Consider the following 20,229-nt stretch of genomic DNA (forward strand, 5'->3'; position numbering starts at 1 on the left):
GAATCCGCCATGCCTCAAATCGCGCAGCTCGCCGAAACGTGGTCCAGCCAGCTCTTCTGGCTGCTGGTCTTCTTCGGCCTCGTCTACTTCATCGTCGGTCGCGGAATGGTGCCGAAGGTGATGGGCACGGTGGAATCGCGCGACAAGCAGATCGCCGACGATCTTGCCGCAGCGCAGGCCGCCCGCGACGCGGCCGATGCGCAGGAAGAAGCGTGGCGCGTTCGCGAGAACGAGAACCGTGCGAACGCGCAGGCCGTGGTGGCTGAAGCGAAGGCCGAGGCTGCCCGGAACACCGAAAAGAAACTGGCCGCAGCCCAGTCGCGCATCGACAAGAAGATTGCCGATGCCGAAACCCGGATCGAAGCTTCGCGCAGCGAAGCGTTGGCCGAAATCGAAACCGTCGCGGTCGAAGCCACGCAGGACATCGTCCGCCAGCTGGCCGGTGTGACCGCAACCAAGCCGACGGCAAAGGCTGCCGTGAAGAAGGCCATGGCCCATGTCTGACACTCGCAGCGATCCCTTCGCCGGCCAGCCGCCGGAAGTTCTCGCCACGGATGCCGCGGAAATCACCGGCACCATCGATCACGGCGCGGGCAAGCACGAGGAACCCAGCGCCTTCGGTCTGGAACCCTACCAGTGGGTGGCCGTCTCGATGGTCATTTTCATCCTGATCGCCCTGTTCGTCGCCAAGGCGCACAAGGCGGTGACGGGCGGGCTCGACAACCAGATCGCCGCCATCCGCCAGCAGCTCGACGAAGCCAAGTCGCTCCGGGCCGAGGCAGAGGCACTGCGCGAAGAATACGCCGCCAAGGTCGCCGGCGCCGAAAAGGACGCCGAGGCGATGCTCGCCAACGCGCAGACCGAAGCCGACGCCATCGTCGCCAAGGCCGAAGCGGATACGGAAGCGACCATCACGCGCCGTAAGGCCATGGCCGAGGACAAGATCGCCGCTGCTGAACGCGCGGCGGTGGACGATCTCAAGGCGCGCGCAGCCAATGCCGCAGCGGCAGCGAGCCGCGCGATCATCGGCGAGAAGCACGATGCCGCGAGTGATGCGTCGCTGGTGGACAAGACCATCGCCAGCATCTGAGCGGACATCTCAACCGATTATCGAAGAGGGCGGCCTGCGGGTCGCCTTTTTTGTGCCCGATCGACGGGGACGGGCTGCCTTAGTCGAAGAGCGACAGGTCTAGTTCCTCCGACGGGCCGAACCAGACCACGTGATGTGTATGGTCGGCCTTGTCGTCGCCGCTCAGCCCGTGGGCGAAGATGGTCAGGTCGCCGCGCTCTTCGGCCGCCCAAGTGGCGAATTCCCCGAATTGCGCCGGGCGGAGCGACAGCTGGCAGGATCCGCGCGGATGCGGCCCTATCGGGACGAGGTGGAAGTGACCGACCGGCATGCCGAAGCGTTCCTGCGCGCGGGCGGCAAAGGCGCGGGCTGCGTCCACCTCCGTGGCATCGAAATAGATATGGGCATGGAATCCGCGCAGCCTCATTGCGACAGCTCCGTCAGAAAGCGTCCTTCGCCGCTCTCAGCGCGGCAAAGGTTTCGTGGGGCGCAGCGCCGCCCCATTTCGCCATCAGTCCCGGATCGTCGGCGCGCAGGAAGGGGTTGGTGGCGAGTTCGCGGTCCAGCCGGGTGGGGACGGTCGGCTCGTCGCGCTCGCGCTTGGTCGTGATTTCGTCGGCATAGGCCCGCAGCTCCGCATTGTCGGGATCCGCATGGAGCGCGAACTTCACATTGGCCGCGGTGTATTCATGCGCGCAGTACAGCGTGGTTTGGGGCGGCAGGCTGCGGATGCGATCGAGGCTTGCCCAGAACTGCTCCGGCTCGCCTTCGAACATCCGCCCGCAGCCCAGCGCGAACACGCTGTCGCCGACAAACGCGATGGCGACATCGGGGAGATGGAATGCGACGTGCCCGTTCGTGTGCCCGCTGACATCGATAACCCCCGCTTCGTGCGCACCGAGCGCGACCGTGTCGCCATGCGCGACCACGCGGTCGATGGGGGAGAGCTTCTCCACCTCCTTCGGGGCGAGGACTTTCGCTCCCGTGGCCTCGACAATGGCCTTGTTCCCGCCAGCGTGGTCGGGGTGCCAGTGCGTGTTCCAGATTTGCGTGATGCGCCAGCCCTTCGCGTCCGCCTGGCGCAGGTACTCCGCACCGTCCGGCGTATCGATCGCGGCGGTCTCGCCGCTGTCGGGATCGTGAAGCAGGAAGCCGTAATTGTCGGACAGGCAGGGGAACTGGTGGACGGTGAGAGGCATCGCGCCACTTTACACGAGGCCCCGACGTAGGAAAGGCCCGCCTGCGGTTCACGCAGACGGGCCTTGCCTGATCCCTGCAATCATCGGCCGCTGAAAGCGACCGACAGAGGCCGACCGCAGGTGCCGCGCAGCCCGACGAAGCCCGGCGGAGCAAGTTGCGCCGGGGACGCTCGCCCGGACGGGCGAGCGTCACTTGAAAGCGCTTACTTCTTTTCGTCTTTCTTGAGCGCTTCGCCCAGGATGTCGCCGAGCGATGCGCCGCTGTCGGACGAACCGAACTGGGCAACCGCTTCCTTCTCTTCGGCGATCTGGCGCGCCTTGATCGAGAAGTTCGGCTTCTTCGAACGATCGAAGCCGGTGACCATCGCATCGACCTTCGAACCGGTCTGGAAGCGATCAGGACGCTGTTCGTCGCGGTCGCGGCCGAGGTCCGAACGCTTGATGAAGCCGGTCGCGCCGTCTTCGCCGACCTGGACTTCCAGGCCGCCGTCGCGGACTTCCAGCACCGTCACGGTGACCACGTCGCCACGCTTCATGCCCGATGCGCTGGCTGCGCCTTCGGCCGTCGGTGCACCCTTTTCGAGCTGCTTCATGCCGAGGCTGATGCGTTCCTTCTCGACATCGACGTCGAGAACGACGGCTTCGACTTCCTCGCCCTTGCGGTGCAGGGCCAGAGCGTCTTCACCCGAAATGCCCCAGGCGATGTCGGACATGTGGACCATGCCGTCCACGTCGCCCGGCAGGCCGATGAACAGGCCGAATTCGGTCGCGTTCTTGACTTCGCCCGTGACGGTGGAGCCGACCGGGAACTTCTCTGCGAAATCGTCCCACGGATTGCCCTGGGCCTGCTTGAGGCCGAGGCTGATGCGGCGCTTCTCGCTGTCGACTTCCAGCACGACCACTTCGACTTCCTGCGAGGTCGACACGATCTTGCCCGGGTGGACGTTCTTCTTGGTCCAGCTCATTTCCGAAACGTGGACCAGGCCTTCGATGCCCGGTTCCAGTTCCACGAAGGCGCCGTATTCGGTGATGTTCGTGACCGTACCGGTCATCTTCGCACCGACCGGGTACTTCTGCGCCACGCCATCCCACGGATCGCTTTCGAGCTGCTTCATGCCCAGGCTGATGCGCTGCGTATCGGCGTTGATGCGCACGATCTGCACGGTCACGGTCTGGCCGATCTCGATCACTTCGCTGGGGTGGTTGACGCGCTTGTAGCTCATGTCGGTGACATGAAGCAGGCCGTCGATACCGCCGAGGTCCACGAAGGCACCGTAATCGGTGATGTTCTTGACCACGCCGTCGATAACCTGGCCTTCGGCGAGATCGTTGATCAGTTCGCTGCGCTGTTCGGCACGGGTTTCCTCCAGCACCGCGCGGCGGGAGACCACGATGTTGCCGCGGCGACGGTCCATCTTCAGGATCTGGAACGGCTGCGGCATATCCATCAGCGGGGCGACATCGCGCACGGGGCGGATGTCGACCTGGCTACCGGGCAGGAAGGCCACGGCGCCGTCGAGGTCGACGGTGAAGCCACCCTTGACGCGGCCGAAGATGCGGCCTTCGACGCGCTTGCCTTCGCCGAATTCGTTCTCGAGCTTGTCCCACGCGGCTTCGCGGCGGGCGCGGTCGCGGCTGAGCATGGCTTCGCCGTCGGCGTTTTCCACGCGGTCGACATAGACTTCGACTTCGTCACCCACTTTGGGTGCGACATCGTCTTCGCCGCGCTCGAATTCCTTGATGTTGACGCGGCCTTCGCTCTTCAGGCCGACATCGATGATCGCCATGCCGGCTTCGATGCCGGTGACGGTGCCCTTGACGACGCGGCCTTCGAAACCGCCGTCGTCGGCATTGCCGAGTTGTTCGTTGAGAAGCGCTTCGAAATCGTCGCGCGTCGGGTTGGCTGTGGTTGCCATCGTGGTGAGTTTCCTCAGGTCTGTTTGCTACCGGCCACCGGTTTTTCCGGGGTCTTGGTCCGTCTCCTTCGCACCATTGCAAAGGTGTACGGGGCAAGAGGGCCGTGATCTCCGCAAGGCCGAATGCGCAAGCGAAGGTCCTGTCGATCCGGGGATGTCGAGAACGGCCGCGCGCCTACGCGATACCCCCGCGAAAGGCAAGCGGTTTGCGGTGGGATCGCAGGGGGAGTGCGGGGACGCCGATCCAACCCGATGGAACACATGGAACACGGTCCAGGGGAAAATCAGCGGGCGGGCGCCAGAAGGGCGCAAACCGGCGGAAAAGCGGGGCTGGGGCGGGCGCGTGGCAAGCATGAACTGGGTCCTGCCAGCGTAGGACCGATGTAGGAAAGCGGTTTTCCGCCGTCAGCGGTGCTGTGCCTTTTCCACCGCCGCGATGGCAGCCGCGATGGCCGCTTCCCTGTCCAGCGCCGATGTATCGATGACCAGCGCACCGGGCGCCGCGCGCAGCGGAGCATCGGCGCGGTTAATGTCGCGATCGTCGCGCGCGGCGATGTCGGCCTCGATCTCGCGCAAGGGGATGTCGAGCTCGCGGTCCTGCATTTCCAGCCAGCGCCGGTTCGCCCGCGCCTCGACGCTGGCAGTGATGAACAGCTTCACGTCTGCATCGGGCGCGATGATCGTGCCGATGTCCCTCCCGTCGAGCACCGCGCCGCCGGGCTGCTCGGCAAAGCTGCGCTGCCGTTCGAACAGGGCCTGGCGCACCGAAGGGTGGACTGAGACGCGGCTGGCAAGCCCGCCCGCCTCCTCGCTGCGCAGGTGCGGATCGGCCAGCAGGCTGCCCGGAAAACTTGTCGCCGCCAGCGCATCGCCCGCATCGTCCGGGTCGCCGCCGTCGAGGAACACCTGCCGCCCGACCGCGCGATAAAGCAGGCCGGTATCGAGATGGGGCAAGCCGAAATGCGCGGCGAGGGCCTTGGAAATCGTCCCCTTGCCCGAAGCGGTCGGCCCGTCGACGGCGATGATCATGCCTCGCGCTCCTGTCCCTTGCGCCCGGTCCGCACGGCCTTCCAGAGGCCGAAGAGAGCGATCGCCGCCCAGAAGCCTTCGAGCACGAGGCTCGGCCAGTTGGTATGGACCAGCAGCGAAATCGTCAGCAACCCGGCCCCGGCTAAATTGGTGCCGTGGAGCACGAAGGGGTTGGGCGCGTCCTTCAGGGTCAGATAGGCATAGGCCGCGATGATGCAGGCGGTGCCGAGGAAGCCGATGAGGCTGTAGATGTCCAAACCGCTCATCGCATCGCCCCTTCCAGCAGCGCCATGAAATTCGGGAAGCTCGTCGCGATGGGCGCGGTGTCGTCCACTTCCACGCCATTGCGGCTGGCAAGGCCGGCGATGGCCATGCTCATGGCGATGCGGTGGTCGAGGTGGGTCGTGACCGGGCCGCCTCCGGCCAACGGCTCCCCGCCGGTGCCGTCGATGACAAGGCCGTCCCCGCGCTCTTCGACGCGGGCGCCGATAGCGGTGAGGGCGGTCGCCATGGCGGACAGGCGGTCGCTTTCTTTCACCCGCAATTCGTCGAGGCCGCTGGTCGTCGTGCGGCCGTTGGCGAGGGCGGCGGCCACGAAGAACACCGGGAATTCGTCGATCATGCTGGGGGCGATCGCCGGGTCGACTTCGATGCCGGAAAGGGCGGAATGGCGCACCCTGAGGTCGGCGACCGGCTCACCGCCGACTTCGCGCGGGTCCATTTCCTCGATGCTCCCGCCCATTTGCCGCAATACCTCGACCAGCCCGGCGCGCGTTGGATTGAGGCCGACGTTCTCGATCACCAGGTCGCTGCCTTCGGTGACCAGCGCGGCAACGATGAAGAAGGCGGCGGAGGAGGGGTCGCCGGGCACCTCGATCGTCTGCGGCTTCAGTTCCGCCTCGCCGTGCAGGCGGATGACGCGCTCCTTGCCATTGGCACCATCGTCCTCCCCGATCTCCAGCTTCGCGCCGAAACCGGCCAGCATCCGCTCAGAATGGTCGCGCGTGGGCACCGGTTCGATCACCGTGGTGATGCCGGCCGTGTTGAGGCCGGCGAGCAGGACCGCGCTTTTCACCTGCGCGCTGGCGACGGGGAGGCGATAGGAAATCGGCACCGCGGGGTGCGCACCGCGCATCATCAGCGGCAGCGTGCCGCCCGGCGAAGGCTCGAACGAAGCGCCCATCCGGCTCAGGGGCTCGATCACCCGGCCCATCGGGCGGCCCGACAGGCTGGCATCGCCGGTGAAGGCCGCCGTGACCGGATGGCTGGCGAGCAGGCCCATCAGGAGCCGCGTGCTGGTGCCGCTGTTGCCCATGTCCAGCGCCCGTTCGGGCTGAAGCAGGCCGCCCACGCCCACGCCGTGGATGCGCCAGGTGCCGCCCTCGTCCCGCTCGACCCCGGCGCCCATCGCCCGCATGGCGGCCGCGGTGGCAAGCACGTCCTCGCCTTCCAGCAGGCCGGTGACCGTCGTTTCGCCCACGGCGAGCGCGCCGAGCATCAGCGACCGGTGGCTGATCGACTTGTCGCCCGGCACGCGAATACGGCCGGTCAGCGGGTTCTGGCGGGAGAAGCGGTGGGGAGTGGTCATGCAGGCTCGATAGTTGTCGGCGGCTTTTGACAGCGCCCATGGCCTGTGGCAAGGCGCGCCGCCAACGCTGTGGGCCTTGAAATCTTGGCCGCCGGCAACACCTGATTTACACGCGTTACAAGCCCGCCCGAGCGGCGGCCATCAATCGAGGAACATCATGGTCAAACCCGAATGGGGCACCAAGCGCACCTGCCCGAAATGCGGCGAGCGCTTTTACGATCTCGGCAAGGAAGATCCCGTCACCTGCATCGAATGCGGCAACGAGTGGACGCCCGAGCCGGTGCTGAAGTCCAAGCAGCCGATTCCGTTCGAGGAAGAGAAGAAGGACGACAAGAAGGACGCCGACAGCGACCTGGCCGATGACGATCTGGACGACATCGACGACAGCGACGATTCGCCCGATGCCGACGTCGATCTGGACACCGGCGACGACGATCTAGGCGTGTCGAAGGGCAAGGGCGACGACGACAGCGACGACGATTAAGGGTTGCATCCGGGGGGCGGGCTGAATAAAGGCCCGTTCCCGATGCGCGGCGGACCTGCTATGGTGCGCTGCACATCAGAAATGATCGGGGCCTTAGCTCAGCTGGGAGAGCGCAACACTGGCAGTGTTGAGGTCAGCGGTTCGATCCCGCTAGGCTCCACCATTTCATCGTCTTTTGGCCCTGGGTGGGCTGCAAATGCCGGATGGCTCCGTTTCCGGTGCTCACGGACTTAAGTCCGCTGCGCTCCGGTTCTCGCCCTCCGACATTTTCGCTTCCACCCAAGCCCAAAATCCGACGAAATGGATTTTTATCGAAGACGGACCGCTGTCGGTTCGCGCGCTGGCCAACGAGGTTTCGTTCGCCGGCGCTTTTCGCGTTTGACGGGAAACCGTCGGTAAGGAGTGGCCATGTTCGACACGCTGTCCGATCGCCTTGGCGGGGTTTTCGACCGCCTGCGCGGCCGCGGTGCGCTGCGCGAACAGGATGTGCGCGATGCCATGCGCGAGGTGCGCATCGCCCTGCTGGAAGCCGATGTGGCGCTTCCGGTCGCGCGCGACTTCATCGACAAGGTTACCGAAAAGGCCGTCGGCCAGGATGTCCTGAAGTCGGTCACGCCCGGCCAGATGGTCGTCAAGATCGTCAACGACGAACTGATCAACATGCTCGGCGGGGACGCCGCCAGCAAGGAAGGCCGCGCGGGCGAGGCGGAGCCGCTCAACCTCGAGGCGAAGCCGCCGGTCGTGATCATGATGGTCGGCCTACAGGGCTCGGGCAAGACCACCAGCACCGCGAAGCTCGCCAAGTACCTGCGCGAAAAGATGGGCAAGAAGCCGATGATGGCCTCGCTCGACGTCGCGCGCCCGGCCGCGCAGCAGCAGCTCGCCATCCTCGGCGAACAGGCCGATGTCGCGACCCTGCCGATCGTCGCCGGCCAGCAGCCGGTCGACATCGCCCGCCGCGCGCTCGATTCCGCGCGGCTGCAGAATGTCGACGTGGTGCTGCTCGATACCGCGGGCCGCCTGCACGTCGACGATGCGCTGATGGCGGAAATGAAGGCGGTTGCGGGCGTATCCGCGCCCACCGAAGTGCTGCTGGTGGTCGACAGCCTGACCGGCCAGGACGCGGTCAACGTCGCCCAGAACTTCTCTGACGAGGTGCCGCTGACCGGCGTTATCCTGACCCGGATGGACGGCGATGCCCGCGGCGGTGCGGCGCTGTCCATGCGCGCGGTGACCGGCAAGCCGATCAAGTTTGCCGGCACGGGCGAGAAGCTTGATGCGCTGGAGGCCTTCCACCCCGGCCGCGTGGCCGACCGCATCCTGGGCATGGGCGATGTCGTCAGCCTGGTCGAAAAGGCCGCCGAGGTCATCGACAAGGAAGACGCCGACCGCATGGCCGAGCGGATGATGAAGGGACAGTTCGACATGAACGACCTTCGCGCCCAGTTGAAGCAGATGCAGAACATGGGCGGCCTCGGCATGCTGGCGGGCATGATGCCGGGAATGAAGAAGGCCAAGGCGGCGATGGCGGCCAGCGGCATGGACGACAAGGTGCTGGTCCACATGGACGCAATCATCGGTTCGATGACCGCCAAGGAGCGCACCAATCCCGGCCTGATGAACGCTAAGCGCAAGAAGCGCGTCGCGGCAGGCAGCGGCACCTCCGTGCAGGAGGTGAACAAGATCCTGAAGATGCACCAGGAAATGGGCCGCGCAATGAAGCAGATCAAGAAAATGGGCGGGCTGAAGGGCCTCGGCGCGCTGTTCGGTGGGGGTGGACCCGGCGGAATGGGCGGTGGCGGTGGGGGCATGCCCGGACTTCCCGGCGGGCTGGGCGGCGGCGCAGGCAGCCTCCCGCCCGACCTCCAGAACCTCATCAACAAGAAATAATTTCAAGATATTACATCGGAAAGGTAACTACCCATGGCAATTGCACTTCGTCTTTCGCGCGGCGGCGCCAAGAAGCGTCCCTATTATCGCATCGTCGCCGCCGACAGCCGCAAGCCGCGTGACGGCAAATACCTGGAGCAGATCGGCACCTACAACCCGCTGCTCGCCAAGGATGACGAAAACCGCGTCAACCTGAACGAAGACCGCGCCCGTTACTGGCTCGGCGTCGGCGCGCAGCCGTCCGACCGCGTGGCCCGCTTCCTCGACGCGGCCGGCATCATGGAGCGCAAGGCCAGGAACAACCCGAAGAAGGGCGAACCGGGCGAAGCCGCCAAGGAACGCGCCGAGGAAAAGGCTGCCAAGGCTGCCGAAGCCGAGGAAGCTAAGAAGGCTGCCGAGGAAGAAGCCAAAGCCGAGGCTGAAAAGCCCGCCGAGGAAGAAGCTCCGGCCGAAGAAGCTGCTGCCGAAGAAGGCGCCGCTGCCGAAGCTGCGGAAACCGCCGACGAAGCCGAAGAAAAGGCCGAGTAATGGGCAAACTCCCCTCCCCGCGCGGGGAGGGGGCGGGGGAGGGGCGTACCGCATCTGCGGGCGCAGAACCCCCACCCCAACCCCTCCCCACCGGGGAGGGGCTTGCTCGCCAATCGACCACGCGCGTCACACTGGCCGCCATCACCGGCGCGCACGGTGTGGCGGGCCAGGTCCGGCTGAAGCTGTTCGGGGAAGGGCTGGAGGCGCTGGAGGCGCACCGGTCCTTTAACGCCCATGTCCCCGGCGGCACGCTGACGCTGCAGAAGCTGCGCAGCGACAACAAGGGCGGCGCGATCGCCCGCTTTGCCGAAGTGCCGGATCGCACGGCGGCCGAAGCCCTGCGGGGCACCGCGCTGGAAGTCCCGCGCGACGCGCTACCGCCGCTGGAAGAGGGCGAATTCTACCACGCCGACCTTCTCGGCCTGCCCGCGGTCACGACCGAAGGCGAGCTCATCGGGACGGTGATCGCGGTCGAGAATTTCGGCGCCACCGACATCGTCGAGATCGAACGCAATCCCCCGCCTGCAAAGGGCATGCGCACCGTGATGGTGCCCCTGACGCCTGAAGCCGTGCCCGAATGGAATGGCAAGCGGCTGGTGGTGAACGCAGATTTCGTTGAGGCCTAGCGCCTGATCGGCTGCTTTTCCGCAAGATCGTTGCGGATCGTCGTCGCCGCGACGCCGGCGGCGCCCATCGCGTGGCTGATCTGGTCGAGGCCCAGCACCACGTCGCCCGCCGCGTAGAGGCCGGGAACGCTGGTGCGCTGGTGGTCGTCCACCACGATGCAGCCGTCCCCGGTCGTTTCCGCGCCCGCAGATGCCGCAAGTTCGGATCGGACATCGCTGCCCATTGCGGGATAGATGCTGTCGAACTCCAGCCAGCCATCGGCCGTTTCGACCGCGATGCGTTCTCCGCGCAGCTCGTACTTGCCGCAGGGGCCGTCCACCCGCGCCACGCCCGCTTCGTCGAGCGTTGCGAGGCATTCGGCATCGAGGTCATGGTCGCTGTCGGGCGATACCAGGGTCAGGTCGCGGGTGAAGCCGCGCAGGAATATCGTTTCCGCGGTGCCATGGTCGCCCGTGCCGATCACGCCCACGCGCTTGTCGGTCACCTCGTATCCGTCGCACACGGGGCAATAGCGCAGTAGCCCTTTCGCCAGCGCATCGTCATGCAGAACGTCGTCCATGCCGGGCGGGTGGCGGTTGAACACGCCGGTCGCCAGCAGCACGCTGCGCGCGGTGAAAGTGCCTTCGTCCGTGCCGATGGTGAAATGGTCGCCCGTCCTGGCGAGGTGCGCGACACGCTTTTCCTCGTGCACCGCGCCGTATTTTTCCGCCTGCTCCAGCATCCGACCGATAAGTTCCAGCCCTGCGATACCATCGGGATAGCCGGCATGGTTGTGCGTACACGGGATCAGCGCCGCGCGGCTGGTGCCGCAATCGAACAGCCGGATGTCGAGGTGGTAGCGGGCAAGATAGATCGCGGCCGTCAGCCCCGCCGGCCCGCCGCCGATGATGATGCAATCGTCCATGCCCGCAACAATGCACGGGATGGCATTGTGGTGCCCGCCCCTGTAGTGCCCACCCATGACTTTCGCCGCAACCGTCCTCACGCTCTATCCCGAGATGTTTCCCGGGCCGCTGCGGCTGTCGCTGGCGGGGCGGGCGCTGGAGGAGCAGCGTTGGTCGCTCGAGACCGTGCAGATCCGCGACTTCGCCACCGACAAGCACCGCACGGTGGACGACACGCCGGCGGGCGGCGGGGCGGGCATGGTGCTGAAGGCGGACGTGCTTGGACGTGCGCTCGATTCGGTTACAGCAAAGCCCCTTCCCTTGGGGGAAGGGGTTGGGGATGGGGGTTCTGTCGGTGACGGTGGCGGGACCCCATCACAGCCCCACACCCACCCCTCGATCCCCTCCCTTAAGGGAGGGGAGGCCGTGCGGCCGATCTTCGCCATGACGCCGCGTGGGAAACCCATCACGCAAGCGCGCATTCGTGAGATCGTGCAGGGGCCCGGCGTCATCATGCTGTGCGGCCGGTTCGAAGGCTTCGACGAACGGCTTTTCGAAGCGCGGCCCCAGGTCGAGCAGGTCAGCTTGGGCGACATCGTCCTGTCGGGCGGGGAACCCGCCGCGCTGGCCATACTCGATGCTTGCATTCGGCTGCTTCCCGGCGTAATGGGCGCGGCTTCTAGCGGGACCGAGGAATCGTTCGAGGACGGTTTGCTCGAATACCCGCAGTATACCCGACCTCAGGAATGGGAAGGGCGCACGATCCCTGAAGTGCTGCGATCGGGGGATCATGCGAAGGTTGCGGCATGGCGCAAGTCCATGGCCGAAGCCGATACACGGTCACGCAGGCCGGACCTTTGGGAGCGTTACAGTGACGCTCGGGACCGACCTGCCTCTGGCGCGCAGGAAAAAGACTGAAGGACTTTCAGGCCATGAACCTGATCCAGGAACTCGAAGCCGAAGCGATCAAGAACCTCGGCAAGGACATTCCCGAATTTCGCGCGGGCGACACCGTGCGCGTCGGCGTGCGCGTCAAGGAAGGCGAGCGCGAGCGTATCCAGAATTTCGAAGGCGTCTGCATCGCGCGCAGCAACCGCGCGATGGGATCGAACTTCACCGTCCGCAAGATGAGCTTCGGCGAAGGCGTGGAGCGTGTCTTCCCGCTGTATTCGCCCAACGTGGACAGCATCACCGTGGTGCGCCGCGGTGTCGTGCGCCGCGCGAAGCTTTACTACCTGCGCGGCCGCACCGGCAAGAGCGCGCGTATCGCGGAACGCCGCGTCAACGCGCCCAAGGCGTAAGCTTCCAAACATACCGTTTGAAAAAGGGGCGCTCCGGTCTACACCGGGGCGCCTTTTTTCATGTTGGAAGAGAATGATCCCCCATGCGCACTATGCTCGCCGCAATCCTCCTCGCCACCACCGCCGCCACGCCGGCCTTCGCGCAGGAGGGCGGTGAGATGAGCGCAGCCGCCGAGACCGGCGACCTCAGCATCGAACGCGTCTTCGCCAGCCCGAGCCTCAACGGATCGAGCCCGCGCGGGGTCAAGCTGTCGCCCGACGGGCGCTACCTCACCGTGCTGCGCAACCGCGACGACGACCTGCAGCGGTATGACCTTTGGGGCTACGACCGCGAGACCGGCGAATGGTCGATGCTGGTGGACAGCGAAAAGGTCGGTTCCGGCCGCGAATTGTCCGAGGCGGAGAAGATGCAGCGCGAGCGCATGCGGGTGGGCGGGCTGAAAGGCATCATCACCTACCAGTGGACCGATGCGGGCGATGCGGTCCTCGTGCCGCTGGACGGCGACCTTTACCTCGCCGGCCTGGACGGCAGCGTGACGCGCCTCACCGATACCGAAGCGAGCGAGCTCAACCCCAAGCTGTCGGACCAGGGCACCTATGTCTCCTTCGTGCGCGGCCGGCAGCTCTATGTCGGCGAAGTGGGCGAAGAGCCGCAGCCGGTCACCCCGCTGGAGGAGGAGACCGTCACCTGGGGCGAGGCGGAATTCGTCGCGCAGGAGGAAATGGGGCGACTGACAGGCTATTGGTGGAGCCCGGACGAACAGCGCATCGCCGTGCAGCGGACCGATGAAAGCCCGGTCGGCATCGTTACCCGCGCGGCGATCGGCGCCACCGGCACGAAGGTTTTCGAGCAGCGCTACCCCGTGGCGGGCAGCGACAACGCCATCGTGGAACTCTACGTGCAAAACCCGGACGGCGGCGACCGGGTGAAAGTGGACCTCGGCGAAGAGAGCGACATCTACCTCGCCCGCGTGGACTGGGCGCCCGACGGCAGCCGCCTCTACGTGCAGCGCCAGAACCGCGAGCAGACCGTGCTCGACATGCTGAGCGTGGACCCGGCGACCGGTGCCTCCAGCATCCTGTTCACGGAAAAGGCGGCTCAAGGGCACTGGACCAACCTCACCTACGACTACAAATTCCTGAAGGACGGTTCGCTCATCTGGTGGAGCGAGCGCGACGGTTTCGGCCACCTCTACCGTTTCGATGATGACAACTGGACGCAGCTGACCGATGGCGACTGGGTCGTCACCGGACTGGTGGGCGTGGACCAGGATGCGGGCCGCGTGGTCTTCACCGGCAAGAAGGACGGCGTGCTGGAAACGCATATCTACGCCTTCGACCTTGCCGATCCGGCGAACGTCGCGCGGCTGAGCGAGCCCGGCTACACCTACGGCGCCGGCATGGATCCCAGCGGCAAGACGCTGCTGATCAGCCGCTCCTCCCCCGCGCAGCCCGGGCAGACCTATCTCGCCGATGCTAACGGTAACCGCCTGCAGTGGATCAATGAGAACGCGCTTGGCGCGGATCATCCCTACGCGCCCTATCTCGCCAGCCACCGCATGCCGACTTTCGGCACGATCAAGGCCGATGACGGCACCGACCTGTACTGGCGGATGATCGCGCCGGAGATGGAGGCGGGCAAGCGCTATCCCGTGTTCTTCAGCCACTATGGCGGCCCCGGCCCGCAAGTGGTGGACAATGGCTGGGGCGGCGCGCTGGAACAGGCGATCGTCGACAAGGGCTACATCTATTTCGAGCTCGACAACCGCGGCAGCGCCAATCGCGGCGTCGATTTCGAAAAGCAGATCTACCGCGCGATGGCGGGCGTCGAGGTGGACGACCAGCGCGCCGGCGCCGAGTATCTCAAGTCGCTCGATTTCGTCGATCCGGCCAAGATCGCGATCTACGGCTGGTCCTATGGCGGCTACATGACGCTGGCCCAGCTGGAAGAGGACCCGGGCCTTTATGCTGCCGGCATCTCCGGTGCACCGGTGACGAAGTGGGAGCTGTACGACACCCACTACACCGAACGGTTCATGGGCACGCCGCAGGACGATGCGGAAGCTTACGAACGCTCCGCCGTGATCGCCGAATCCGTCAATATCACCGACCCGCTGCTGCTGATCCACGGCATGGCGGACGATAACGTTGTGTTCGAGAATTCGAGCGAGCTGATCGCCACGATGCAGGAAGGGCGCGTGCCGTTCGAGATGATGCTCTACCCCGGATACACGCACCGCGTGGGGGGCGAGAACATCAGCCCGCACATGTGGAACACGATCTTCGCCTTCCTCGAACGCCACGGCGTGACCCCGCCGGAATAAGCCCGCCTAGGCCGCGCCCAAGACGAACTGCGCTTGCGGCGCGGCGGCAATGGCCTATCTGCGCAGCGAGATCTGATTGGAGCGATACATGGGTTACAAGGTGGCAATCGTCGGCGCGACGGGCAACGTCGGGCGCGAGATGATGCAGGTGCTGGCGGAACGCGAGTTTCCCTGTGAAGAGATTGCCGCGGTCGCATCGTCCCGCAGCCAGGGCACCGAGGTAGAGTTCGGTGACACCGGCCGGATGCTGAAATGCAGGAATATCGAGCATTTCGATTTTACCGGATGGGACATCGCCCTGTTTGCCGCAGGCAGCGGGGCGACGAAGGAATACGCGCCCAAGGCCGCCGCTGCGGGCTGCGTGGTGATCGACAATTCCTCGCTTTACCGGATGGACCCGGACGTCCCGCTGATCGTGCCCGAAGTGAATCCGGAGGCGATCGACGGCTACAAGAAGAAGAATATCATCGCCAACCCTAACTGCTCGACCGCGCAGCTTGTGGTGGCGCTGAAGCCGCTGCATGATGCCGCAACGATCAAGCGAGTGGTGGTCTCGACCTACCAGTCCGTCTCCGGTGCGGGGAAGGCCGGGATGGACGAACTGTTCGAACAGAGCCGCGCGATCTTCGTCGGCGATCCGGTGGAACCGCGCACTTTTACCAAGCAGATCGCCTTCAACGTGATCCCACATATCGACGTGTTCATGGACGATGGTTCCACCAAGGAAGAGTGGAAGATGGTGGTCGAGACCAAGAAGATACTCGACCCCAAGATCAAGCTGAACGCCACCTGCGTGCGCGTGCCCGTGTTCGTCGGCCATTCCGAAGCCGTGAACATCGAGTTCGAAAACGAGATCAGCGCCAAGCAAGCGCAGGACATCCTGCGCGAATCGCCGGGCATCATGCTGGTCGATAAGCGCGAGGACGAAGGCTACGTCACCCCGGTCGAAAGCGCGGGCGACGGCGCGACCTACATCAGCCGCGTGCGCGAGGATCCGACGGTCGACAACGGCATCACCCTGTGGTGCGTCAGCGACAACCTGCGCAAGGGAGCCGCGCTCAACGCGGTCCAGATCGCCGAATTGCTCGGCCGCACGCACCTGAAGAAGGGTTGAGGAAACCCGGCATCGCGCCGGGCGTATGATTGGTGTATGCCGGGCGCACCCGCCTGGCCTATCTGGAGTTCGACCATGAAGACGCGCCTTTTCGTTACCTGCCTTCCGCTCGCCTTGCTCGCCGCGTGCGGGGGCGGTGAGAGCGATACGCCCGATGCCGAAGCCTCCGCAGACGCGACCGCGACCCCGACGGGCGCGACCGCGAGCGACGATCCGGTCGAATTGCGCGGCGACGGCATCGCCGTCGGCAGCAATGCCTTCCTGTTCAACGCCGGCCGTGCCGAAGTGGAAACCGCTGCGGCGGCAGCCTTCGGTGAAGAAGGTCTGAAGGGCAAGAACGAGGAATGCGGCGCCGGCCCGGTCGAGATGGTCCAGTACGCCAACGGCCTGACGCTGAACTTCCAAGATGGCAAGTTCGTCGGCTGGCTCGCCCGCCCGGGTAGCGAGGATGCGCCGGGCAGCGTGGCGACCGCAGGCGGCGTTTCGCCCGGCGATCCGGCTGCGGAAGCCGAAGCCATGCCCGGTTACGAAGCGATGGCCGACAGCACGCTCGACGGGGAATTCAGCACGTCGGACGGCATCGGCGGCTTCACCGACGACACCAGCGGCGTGGTCGGGCTTTACGCAGGCACCAACTGCTTCTTCCGCTGATGGCGGGTTTGATGGAGAAGACGGGCGGTTGCCAATGCGGGCGGGTGCGCTACACTGCGCAAATCGATCCCGCTTACGTCTATCTGTGCCATTGCCGTATGTGCCAGCGGGCAACCGGCGGGGTGTCGATCGCTTTCGCCGGTTTGCCCAAACGGTCTGTTGAATGGCACTCTCCGCCAGACCTCTACGCAAGTTCTCCTTTCGCAAAGCGACCGTTCTGCCGGGAATGTGGTACGCCGCTGGGGTTCATGTTCGACGATGGCGAGAACATGGACATCACTATCGGCAGTCTCGACGACCCATACGGTTTGGAGCCACATTGGCACTTCGCCGCAGAGAAAATCCATGAGGCATGGCTGGATACGAGCGACCTGCCGCGAAAGAAGCTGGCCGAACACACAGCGCTCAACGAAAGATGGATCGCCGCGACCGGCACGGTGCCGGAGTGAGCGGAGAGCTCGACCATTTCAGTGGCCATGGCGGCACACGGCTGGCGCTGCACCGGATGGGCGAGGGCGCGCCGGTCGTCCTGCTGCACGGGCTGTTTTCCGATGCGAATACCAATTGGCTGAAGTTCGGCACCGCGAAGCGGATCGTCGAACGCGGCTACGAAGTCCTGATGCCGGACCTGCGCGCCCATGGGCAGAGCGAGGCGCCGCATGATCGGGCCGCCTATCCGGACGATGTGCTGGTCGCCGACCTTCACTGCCTGGTCGACCATCTCCGCCTCGACGGCTTCGACTTGGGGGGCTTTTCCCTCGGCGCGCGAACGGTAGTTCGGGCGGTGGTAGAAGGGCTACAACCCCGCCGCCTCGTGATCGCCGGGATGGGCCTGTCGGGCCTGAGCGGCTGGGACAACCGCGCCGCCTTCTTCATCGACGCGATCGACCGCTTCGACGAGATCCGGCACGGCGACCCGGCCTATTTCGCGCGCAGTTTCATGAAGACGCAAAAGGTGGACCGGATCGCCAACCGGATGCTGTTGCAGACGATGCGCGATACCGACCCGGCCGATCTTGCCAAGGTCACCATGCCATGCGCCGTGGTGTGCGGCACGGAGGACCAGGACAACGGTTCCGCGCAGGAACTGGCCGATGTCTTGCCGGATGCGGTACATGTGGCGATCCCCGGAACCCACATGTCGAGCGTCGCGAAACCGGACTTCGGCCGGGCTATCGCCGATTGGCTGGGCGACGCCGCAACCACGCCAATCGCTTGATATAATCGCCGTGAGAGGCCAAACGGTTGGGTAATAAACGTACCCGACCGGAGAGAATCTTTCCCATGAAACTGCATACCACCGTGGCGCTTGCCGCGCTTTCGCTTGGCCTTGGCGCCTGCTCCACCATGGTGCCCGAAGCGACCGCCCAGAGCGCGTCAATTCCCGCGCCCGCCGCCGCCGCCACGCCTGCTGCCGAAACGGCCTATCCGATGACGCCCGAAGGCGCGCGCCAGTGGGTCGCCATGGTCGAGGAAGGCCTGTTCGACTTTTCGGTCGAGGCGAGCCAGGTCTACTGGGTCAACGCCACCTACATCACCGAGGATACGGACGCGATGGCGGCCCGTGTCGGCGCCATCGGCACGGAAAAGTCGGTCGAATACGCGCTCGAGGCTGCGAAATATGCGACTGTCGCGGGGCTTGACGCGGAAACCGCGCGCAAGCTCGACATCCTGCGCAACGGCATCGTCCTGCCGGCCCCGACGACGGAGGGTGCAGCGGCCGAACTCAACACCATCGCGACCAGCCTCAACAGCCAGTACGGCAAGGGCAAGGGCACGCTGAACGGTGCTGAAATCAACGGCTCCGACATCGAGGCGGAGATGGGCAACCTCGAACGCACGCCCGCCGAATATGCCGAGATGTGGGCCAGCTGGCACACTAATGTCGGCGGCCCGATGAAGGACGATTACACCCGCATGGTCGCCATCGCGAACCAGGGCGCGGAAGAGCTCGGCTTTTCTGACGTCGGCGCGATGTGGCGTTCGGGCTACGACATGCCGCCGGAAGAATTCTCCGCCGAGATGGAGCGGCTGTGGCAGGAAGTCCGCCCGCTATACATTGCGCTGCACACCTATGTGCGCGGGAAGCTGAATGCCGAATACGGGGACGCGATCCAGCCGGCGACCGGCCCGATCCGCGCCGACCTGCTTGGCAACATGTGGGCGCAGAGCTGGGGCAATGTCTACCCGCTCGTCGCGCCGGAAGGCGCCGGCGACATCGGCTACGACATCACCGACCTGATCGCCGCGAAGGGCTATGACGAGGTGGAGATGGTCCGCATCGGCGAGCAGTTCTTCAGCTCGCTCGGTTTCGCGCCGCTTCCCGATACATTCTACGAGCGCAGCCAGTTCGTGAAACCGGAGGACCGCGAGGTCGTCTGCCACGCCAGCGCTTGGGATATCGACAACAAGGACGATATCCGCATCAAGATGTGCATCAAGCGAAACTCGGAGGACTTCATCGTCATCCATCACGAGCTGGGCCACAATTATTACCAGCGCGCCTACAAGGACCAGGACTACCTGCACCTCAACGGCGCAAACGACGGCTTCCATGAAGCCATCGGCGACATGATCGCCCTGTCGATCACGCCCGAATACCTCGTCCAGATCGACATGCTCGACCCGGCCGACGTGCCCAGCGCCGACAAGGATGTCGGCCTGCTGCTGCGCCAGGCGATGGACAAGGTCGCGTTCCTGCCGTTCGGCCTGCTGGTCGACAAGTGGCGCTGGGGCGTGTTCGACGGCTCGATCACGCCGGACCAGTACAACACCGCGTGGCACGGGCTGAAGCGCGAATACCAGGGCGTCACGCCGCCTGTGGAGCGGCCGGTCGATGCCTTCGATGCGGGCGCGAAATACCACATCCCGGGCAACACGCCCTACGCGCGCTATTTCCTCGCCCACATCCTGCAGTTCCAGTTCTTCAAGGCGGCGTGCGAGCAGGCCGGCTGGGAAGGTCCGCTCCATCGCTGCAGCTTCTATGGCAACGAGGAAGTCGGCCGGAACCTCAATGCCATGCTCGAAATGGGCGCCAGCAAGCCGTGGCCCGATGCGCTGGAGGCCTTCACCGGTACGCGCGAGATGTCGGGCGAGGCGATGGTCGAATATTTCGCCCCGCTGATGGCGTGGCTGGAAGAGCAGAACGAGGGCGCCGAACAAGGGTGGTAAAGTCGCCGAAGGCCATCGTCGGCTGGCGGGAAATTGTGGCGCTGCCCGAACTGGGCCTGCGCCACCTGCCCGCCAAGATCGACAGCGGCGCGCGCACTTCCTCGCTCCACGCCGAAGTGCTCGAACAGTTCGAGCGTGACGGCGAGAAGTTCGTGCGCTTCGCAGTCGACTTCCCGCAGCAGAAGGTGCGGCAGATTTGCGAGGCGGTGCATGTCGACATCCGCGGCATCACCAGTTCCAATGGCGAGACGCAGAAGCGCTTTGTCATCAAGACGCCGCTGACGATCGGTAGCGAGACGTTCCGTGTGGAAATCAGCCTCGCCAACCGTGCCGACATGAAATTCCCGATGCTGGTCGGGCGGTCTTCGCTGCGCCGCCGCTTCCTCGTCGATTCGGGCCATTCGTGGCTCCAGACTCCGGGCAGGGAGCCCGTGAAAGGTCACAAACCATGAGT

The 20,229-nt window shown here is 65.3% G+C and carries 22 protein-coding genes and 1 tRNA gene; 16 read left to right on the forward strand and 7 right to left on the reverse strand.

The annotated features are described in order from the left end of the window. Positions 1–9: 9 nt before the first annotated feature. A complete protein-coding gene (locus QQW98_RS10445; protein ID WP_290134884.1) occupies positions 10–504 on the forward strand; it encodes a F0F1 ATP synthase subunit B family protein in 495 nt (164 codons plus the stop codon). Continuing rightward, complete coding sequence (locus QQW98_RS10450; protein WP_290134885.1) at positions 497–1,090, forward strand: F0F1 ATP synthase subunit B family protein; 594 nt, start codon at positions 497–499, stop codon at positions 1,088–1,090. The genes QQW98_RS10445 and QQW98_RS10450 overlap by 8 nt, the downstream gene beginning before the upstream one ends. 79 nt (positions 1,091–1,169) lie before the next feature. Here QQW98_RS10450 and QQW98_RS10455 read toward each other — a convergent pair whose 3' ends face one another. The 6 genes from QQW98_RS10455 to aroA all read right to left on the reverse strand — a co-directional run bounded on the left by QQW98_RS10455 (position 1,170) and on the right by aroA (position 6,801). Beyond that, positions 1,170–1,496: a DOPA 4,5-dioxygenase family protein gene (locus tag QQW98_RS10455; protein WP_290134886.1), complete on the reverse strand. Its 327-nt coding sequence runs from the start codon at positions 1,494–1,496 to the stop codon at positions 1,170–1,172. A 13-nt stretch (positions 1,497–1,509) separates the two neighbouring features. Beyond that, positions 1,510–2,268 carry a hydroxyacylglutathione hydrolase gene (gloB, locus tag QQW98_RS10460; protein WP_290134887.1) on the reverse strand — a complete coding sequence of 253 codons (759 nt, stop codon included), beginning with the start codon at positions 2,266–2,268 and terminating at the stop codon, positions 1,510–1,512. A gap of 203 nt (positions 2,269–2,471) precedes the next feature. Next, a complete protein-coding gene (rpsA, locus tag QQW98_RS10465) occupies positions 2,472–4,184 on the reverse strand; it encodes a 30S ribosomal protein S1 (protein WP_290134888.1) in 1,713 nt (570 codons plus the stop codon). Between the two features lie 405 nt (positions 4,185–4,589). After that, positions 4,590–5,213, reverse strand: coding sequence for a (d)CMP kinase (locus QQW98_RS10470; RefSeq protein WP_290134889.1), 624 nt, complete (start codon positions 5,211–5,213; stop codon positions 4,590–4,592). Beyond that, positions 5,210–5,479, reverse strand: a complete 270-nt coding sequence (locus QQW98_RS10475) for a CBU_0592 family membrane protein (RefSeq protein WP_290134890.1) — start codon at positions 5,477–5,479, stop codon at positions 5,210–5,212. The genes QQW98_RS10470 and QQW98_RS10475 overlap by 4 nt, the downstream gene beginning before the upstream one ends. Continuing rightward, the gene (gene aroA / locus QQW98_RS10480; protein ID WP_290134891.1) at positions 5,476–6,801 is read right to left on the reverse strand and encodes a 3-phosphoshikimate 1-carboxyvinyltransferase; all 1,326 of its coding nucleotides are present in this window, start codon (positions 6,799–6,801) and stop codon (positions 5,476–5,478) included. Before aroA ends, QQW98_RS10475 begins: the two co-directional genes overlap by 4 nt. A gap of 157 nt (positions 6,802–6,958) precedes the next feature. Between aroA and QQW98_RS10485 the strand changes: the two genes are divergently transcribed. From QQW98_RS10485 to rimM, 5 genes are all read left to right on the forward strand, one after another. Continuing rightward, positions 6,959–7,285, forward strand: coding sequence for a TIGR02300 family protein (locus QQW98_RS10485; RefSeq protein WP_290134892.1), 327 nt, complete (start codon positions 6,959–6,961; stop codon positions 7,283–7,285). Positions 7,286–7,372: 87 nt separating this feature from the next. Continuing rightward, positions 7,373–7,448: transfer RNA gene (locus QQW98_RS10490), tRNA-Ala, on the forward strand. A gap of 245 nt (positions 7,449–7,693) precedes the next feature. Beyond that, positions 7,694–9,175 carry a signal recognition particle protein gene (gene ffh / locus QQW98_RS10495; protein ID WP_290134893.1) on the forward strand — a complete coding sequence of 494 codons (1,482 nt, stop codon included), beginning with the start codon at positions 7,694–7,696 and terminating at the stop codon, positions 9,173–9,175. Between the two features lie 33 nt (positions 9,176–9,208). Further along, positions 9,209–9,703, forward strand: coding sequence for a 30S ribosomal protein S16 (gene rpsP, locus QQW98_RS10500; protein ID WP_290134894.1), 495 nt, complete (start codon positions 9,209–9,211; stop codon positions 9,701–9,703). After that, complete coding sequence (gene rimM, locus QQW98_RS10505; protein ID WP_319023286.1) at positions 9,703–10,329, forward strand: ribosome maturation factor RimM; 627 nt, start codon at positions 9,703–9,705, stop codon at positions 10,327–10,329. The genes rpsP and rimM overlap by 1 nt, the downstream gene beginning before the upstream one ends. On the opposite strand, the gene QQW98_RS10510 is transcribed toward rimM, so the two are convergent. Then, on the reverse strand, positions 10,326–11,234 hold the full coding sequence (locus QQW98_RS10510) for an NAD(P)/FAD-dependent oxidoreductase (RefSeq protein ID WP_290136924.1): 909 nt from the start codon (positions 11,232–11,234) through the stop codon (positions 10,326–10,328). The two genes, rimM and QQW98_RS10510, sit on opposite strands and share 4 nt — an antisense overlap. Before the next feature lie 55 nt (positions 11,235–11,289). Here QQW98_RS10510 and trmD point away from each other — a divergent pair, with 55 nt between their 5' ends. From trmD to QQW98_RS10555, 9 genes are all read left to right on the forward strand, one after another. Then, positions 11,290–12,132: a tRNA (guanosine(37)-N1)-methyltransferase TrmD gene (trmD, locus tag QQW98_RS10515; RefSeq protein WP_290134895.1), complete on the forward strand. Its 843-nt coding sequence runs from the start codon at positions 11,290–11,292 to the stop codon at positions 12,130–12,132. Between the two features lie 14 nt (positions 12,133–12,146). Next, positions 12,147–12,515: a 50S ribosomal protein L19 gene (rplS, locus tag QQW98_RS10520; protein ID WP_290134896.1), complete on the forward strand. Its 369-nt coding sequence runs from the start codon at positions 12,147–12,149 to the stop codon at positions 12,513–12,515. Positions 12,516–12,598: 83 nt separating this feature from the next. Continuing rightward, positions 12,599–14,839 carry a S9 family peptidase gene (locus QQW98_RS10525; protein WP_290134897.1) on the forward strand — a complete coding sequence of 747 codons (2,241 nt, stop codon included), beginning with the start codon at positions 12,599–12,601 and terminating at the stop codon, positions 14,837–14,839. Positions 14,840–14,927: 88 nt separating this feature from the next. Continuing rightward, a complete protein-coding gene (locus tag QQW98_RS10530; protein ID WP_290134898.1) occupies positions 14,928–15,953 on the forward strand; it encodes an aspartate-semialdehyde dehydrogenase in 1,026 nt (341 codons plus the stop codon). 75 nt (positions 15,954–16,028) lie between these two features. Continuing rightward, positions 16,029–16,604: an aspartate-semialdehyde dehydrogenase gene (locus QQW98_RS10535; protein ID WP_290134899.1), complete on the forward strand. Its 576-nt coding sequence runs from the start codon at positions 16,029–16,031 to the stop codon at positions 16,602–16,604. 11 nt (positions 16,605–16,615) lie between these two features. Continuing rightward, positions 16,616–17,053, forward strand: coding sequence for a GFA family protein (locus QQW98_RS10540; RefSeq protein ID WP_290134900.1), 438 nt, complete (start codon positions 16,616–16,618; stop codon positions 17,051–17,053). Beyond that, entirely contained in the window at positions 17,020–17,823 is an 804-nt protein-coding gene (locus QQW98_RS10545) for an alpha/beta fold hydrolase (protein WP_290134901.1), read from the forward strand. Before QQW98_RS10540 ends, QQW98_RS10545 begins: the two co-directional genes overlap by 34 nt. 65 nt (positions 17,824–17,888) lie before the next feature. Continuing rightward, positions 17,889–19,775 (forward strand): M2 family metallopeptidase, encoded by a 1,887-nt coding sequence (locus QQW98_RS10550; RefSeq protein ID WP_290134902.1) that lies wholly within the window; start codon positions 17,889–17,891, stop codon positions 19,773–19,775. After that, positions 19,769–20,227 (forward strand): ATP-dependent zinc protease family protein, encoded by a 459-nt coding sequence (locus QQW98_RS10555; protein ID WP_290134903.1) that lies wholly within the window; start codon positions 19,769–19,771, stop codon positions 20,225–20,227. Before QQW98_RS10550 ends, QQW98_RS10555 begins: the two co-directional genes overlap by 7 nt. The last annotated feature ends 2 nt before the right edge of the window (positions 20,228–20,229 follow it).

Origin of the sequence: Alteriqipengyuania flavescens (genome assembly GCF_030406725.1) — a bacterium.
Lineage (GTDB): Bacteria > Pseudomonadota > Alphaproteobacteria > Sphingomonadales > Sphingomonadaceae > Alteriqipengyuania_B > Alteriqipengyuania_B flavescens.

Coding starts and splice junctions, on each gene's coding strand:
- QQW98_RS10445 (WP_290134884.1), top strand. CDS start 10: ATGCCTCAAATCGCGCAGCTCGCCGAAACGTGGTCCAGCCAGCTCTTC.
- QQW98_RS10450 (WP_290134885.1), top strand. CDS start 497: ATGTCTGACACTCGCAGCGATCCCTTCGCCGGCCAGCCGCCGGAAGTT.
- QQW98_RS10455 (WP_290134886.1), bottom strand. CDS start 1,496: ATGAGGCTGCGCGGATTCCATGCCCATATCTATTTCGATGCCACGGAG.
- gloB (WP_290134887.1), bottom strand. CDS start 2,268: ATGCCTCTCACCGTCCACCAGTTCCCCTGCCTGTCCGACAATTACGGC.
- rpsA (WP_290134888.1), bottom strand. CDS start 4,184: ATGGCAACCACAGCCAACCCGACGCGCGACGATTTCGAAGCGCTTCTC.
- QQW98_RS10470 (WP_290134889.1), bottom strand. CDS start 5,213: ATGATCATCGCCGTCGACGGGCCGACCGCTTCGGGCAAGGGGACGATT.
- QQW98_RS10475 (WP_290134890.1), bottom strand. CDS start 5,479: ATGAGCGGTTTGGACATCTACAGCCTCATCGGCTTCCTCGGCACCGCC.
- aroA (WP_290134891.1), bottom strand. CDS start 6,801: ATGACCACTCCCCACCGCTTCTCCCGCCAGAACCCGCTGACCGGCCGT.
- QQW98_RS10485 (WP_290134892.1), top strand. CDS start 6,959: ATGGTCAAACCCGAATGGGGCACCAAGCGCACCTGCCCGAAATGCGGC.
- ffh (WP_290134893.1), top strand. CDS start 7,694: ATGTTCGACACGCTGTCCGATCGCCTTGGCGGGGTTTTCGACCGCCTG.
- rpsP (WP_290134894.1), top strand. CDS start 9,209: ATGGCAATTGCACTTCGTCTTTCGCGCGGCGGCGCCAAGAAGCGTCCC.
- rimM (WP_319023286.1), top strand. CDS start 9,703: ATGGGCAAACTCCCCTCCCCGCGCGGGGAGGGGGCGGGGGAGGGGCGT.
- QQW98_RS10510 (WP_290136924.1), bottom strand. CDS start 11,234: ATGGACGATTGCATCATCATCGGCGGCGGGCCGGCGGGGCTGACGGCC.
- trmD (WP_290134895.1), top strand. CDS start 11,290: ATGACTTTCGCCGCAACCGTCCTCACGCTCTATCCCGAGATGTTTCCC.
- rplS (WP_290134896.1), top strand. CDS start 12,147: ATGAACCTGATCCAGGAACTCGAAGCCGAAGCGATCAAGAACCTCGGC.
- QQW98_RS10525 (WP_290134897.1), top strand. CDS start 12,599: ATGCGCACTATGCTCGCCGCAATCCTCCTCGCCACCACCGCCGCCACG.
- QQW98_RS10530 (WP_290134898.1), top strand. CDS start 14,928: ATGGGTTACAAGGTGGCAATCGTCGGCGCGACGGGCAACGTCGGGCGC.
- QQW98_RS10535 (WP_290134899.1), top strand. CDS start 16,029: ATGAAGACGCGCCTTTTCGTTACCTGCCTTCCGCTCGCCTTGCTCGCC.
- QQW98_RS10540 (WP_290134900.1), top strand. CDS start 16,616: ATGGAGAAGACGGGCGGTTGCCAATGCGGGCGGGTGCGCTACACTGCG.
- QQW98_RS10545 (WP_290134901.1), top strand. CDS start 17,020: ATGGATCGCCGCGACCGGCACGGTGCCGGAGTGAGCGGAGAGCTCGAC.
- QQW98_RS10550 (WP_290134902.1), top strand. CDS start 17,889: ATGAAACTGCATACCACCGTGGCGCTTGCCGCGCTTTCGCTTGGCCTT.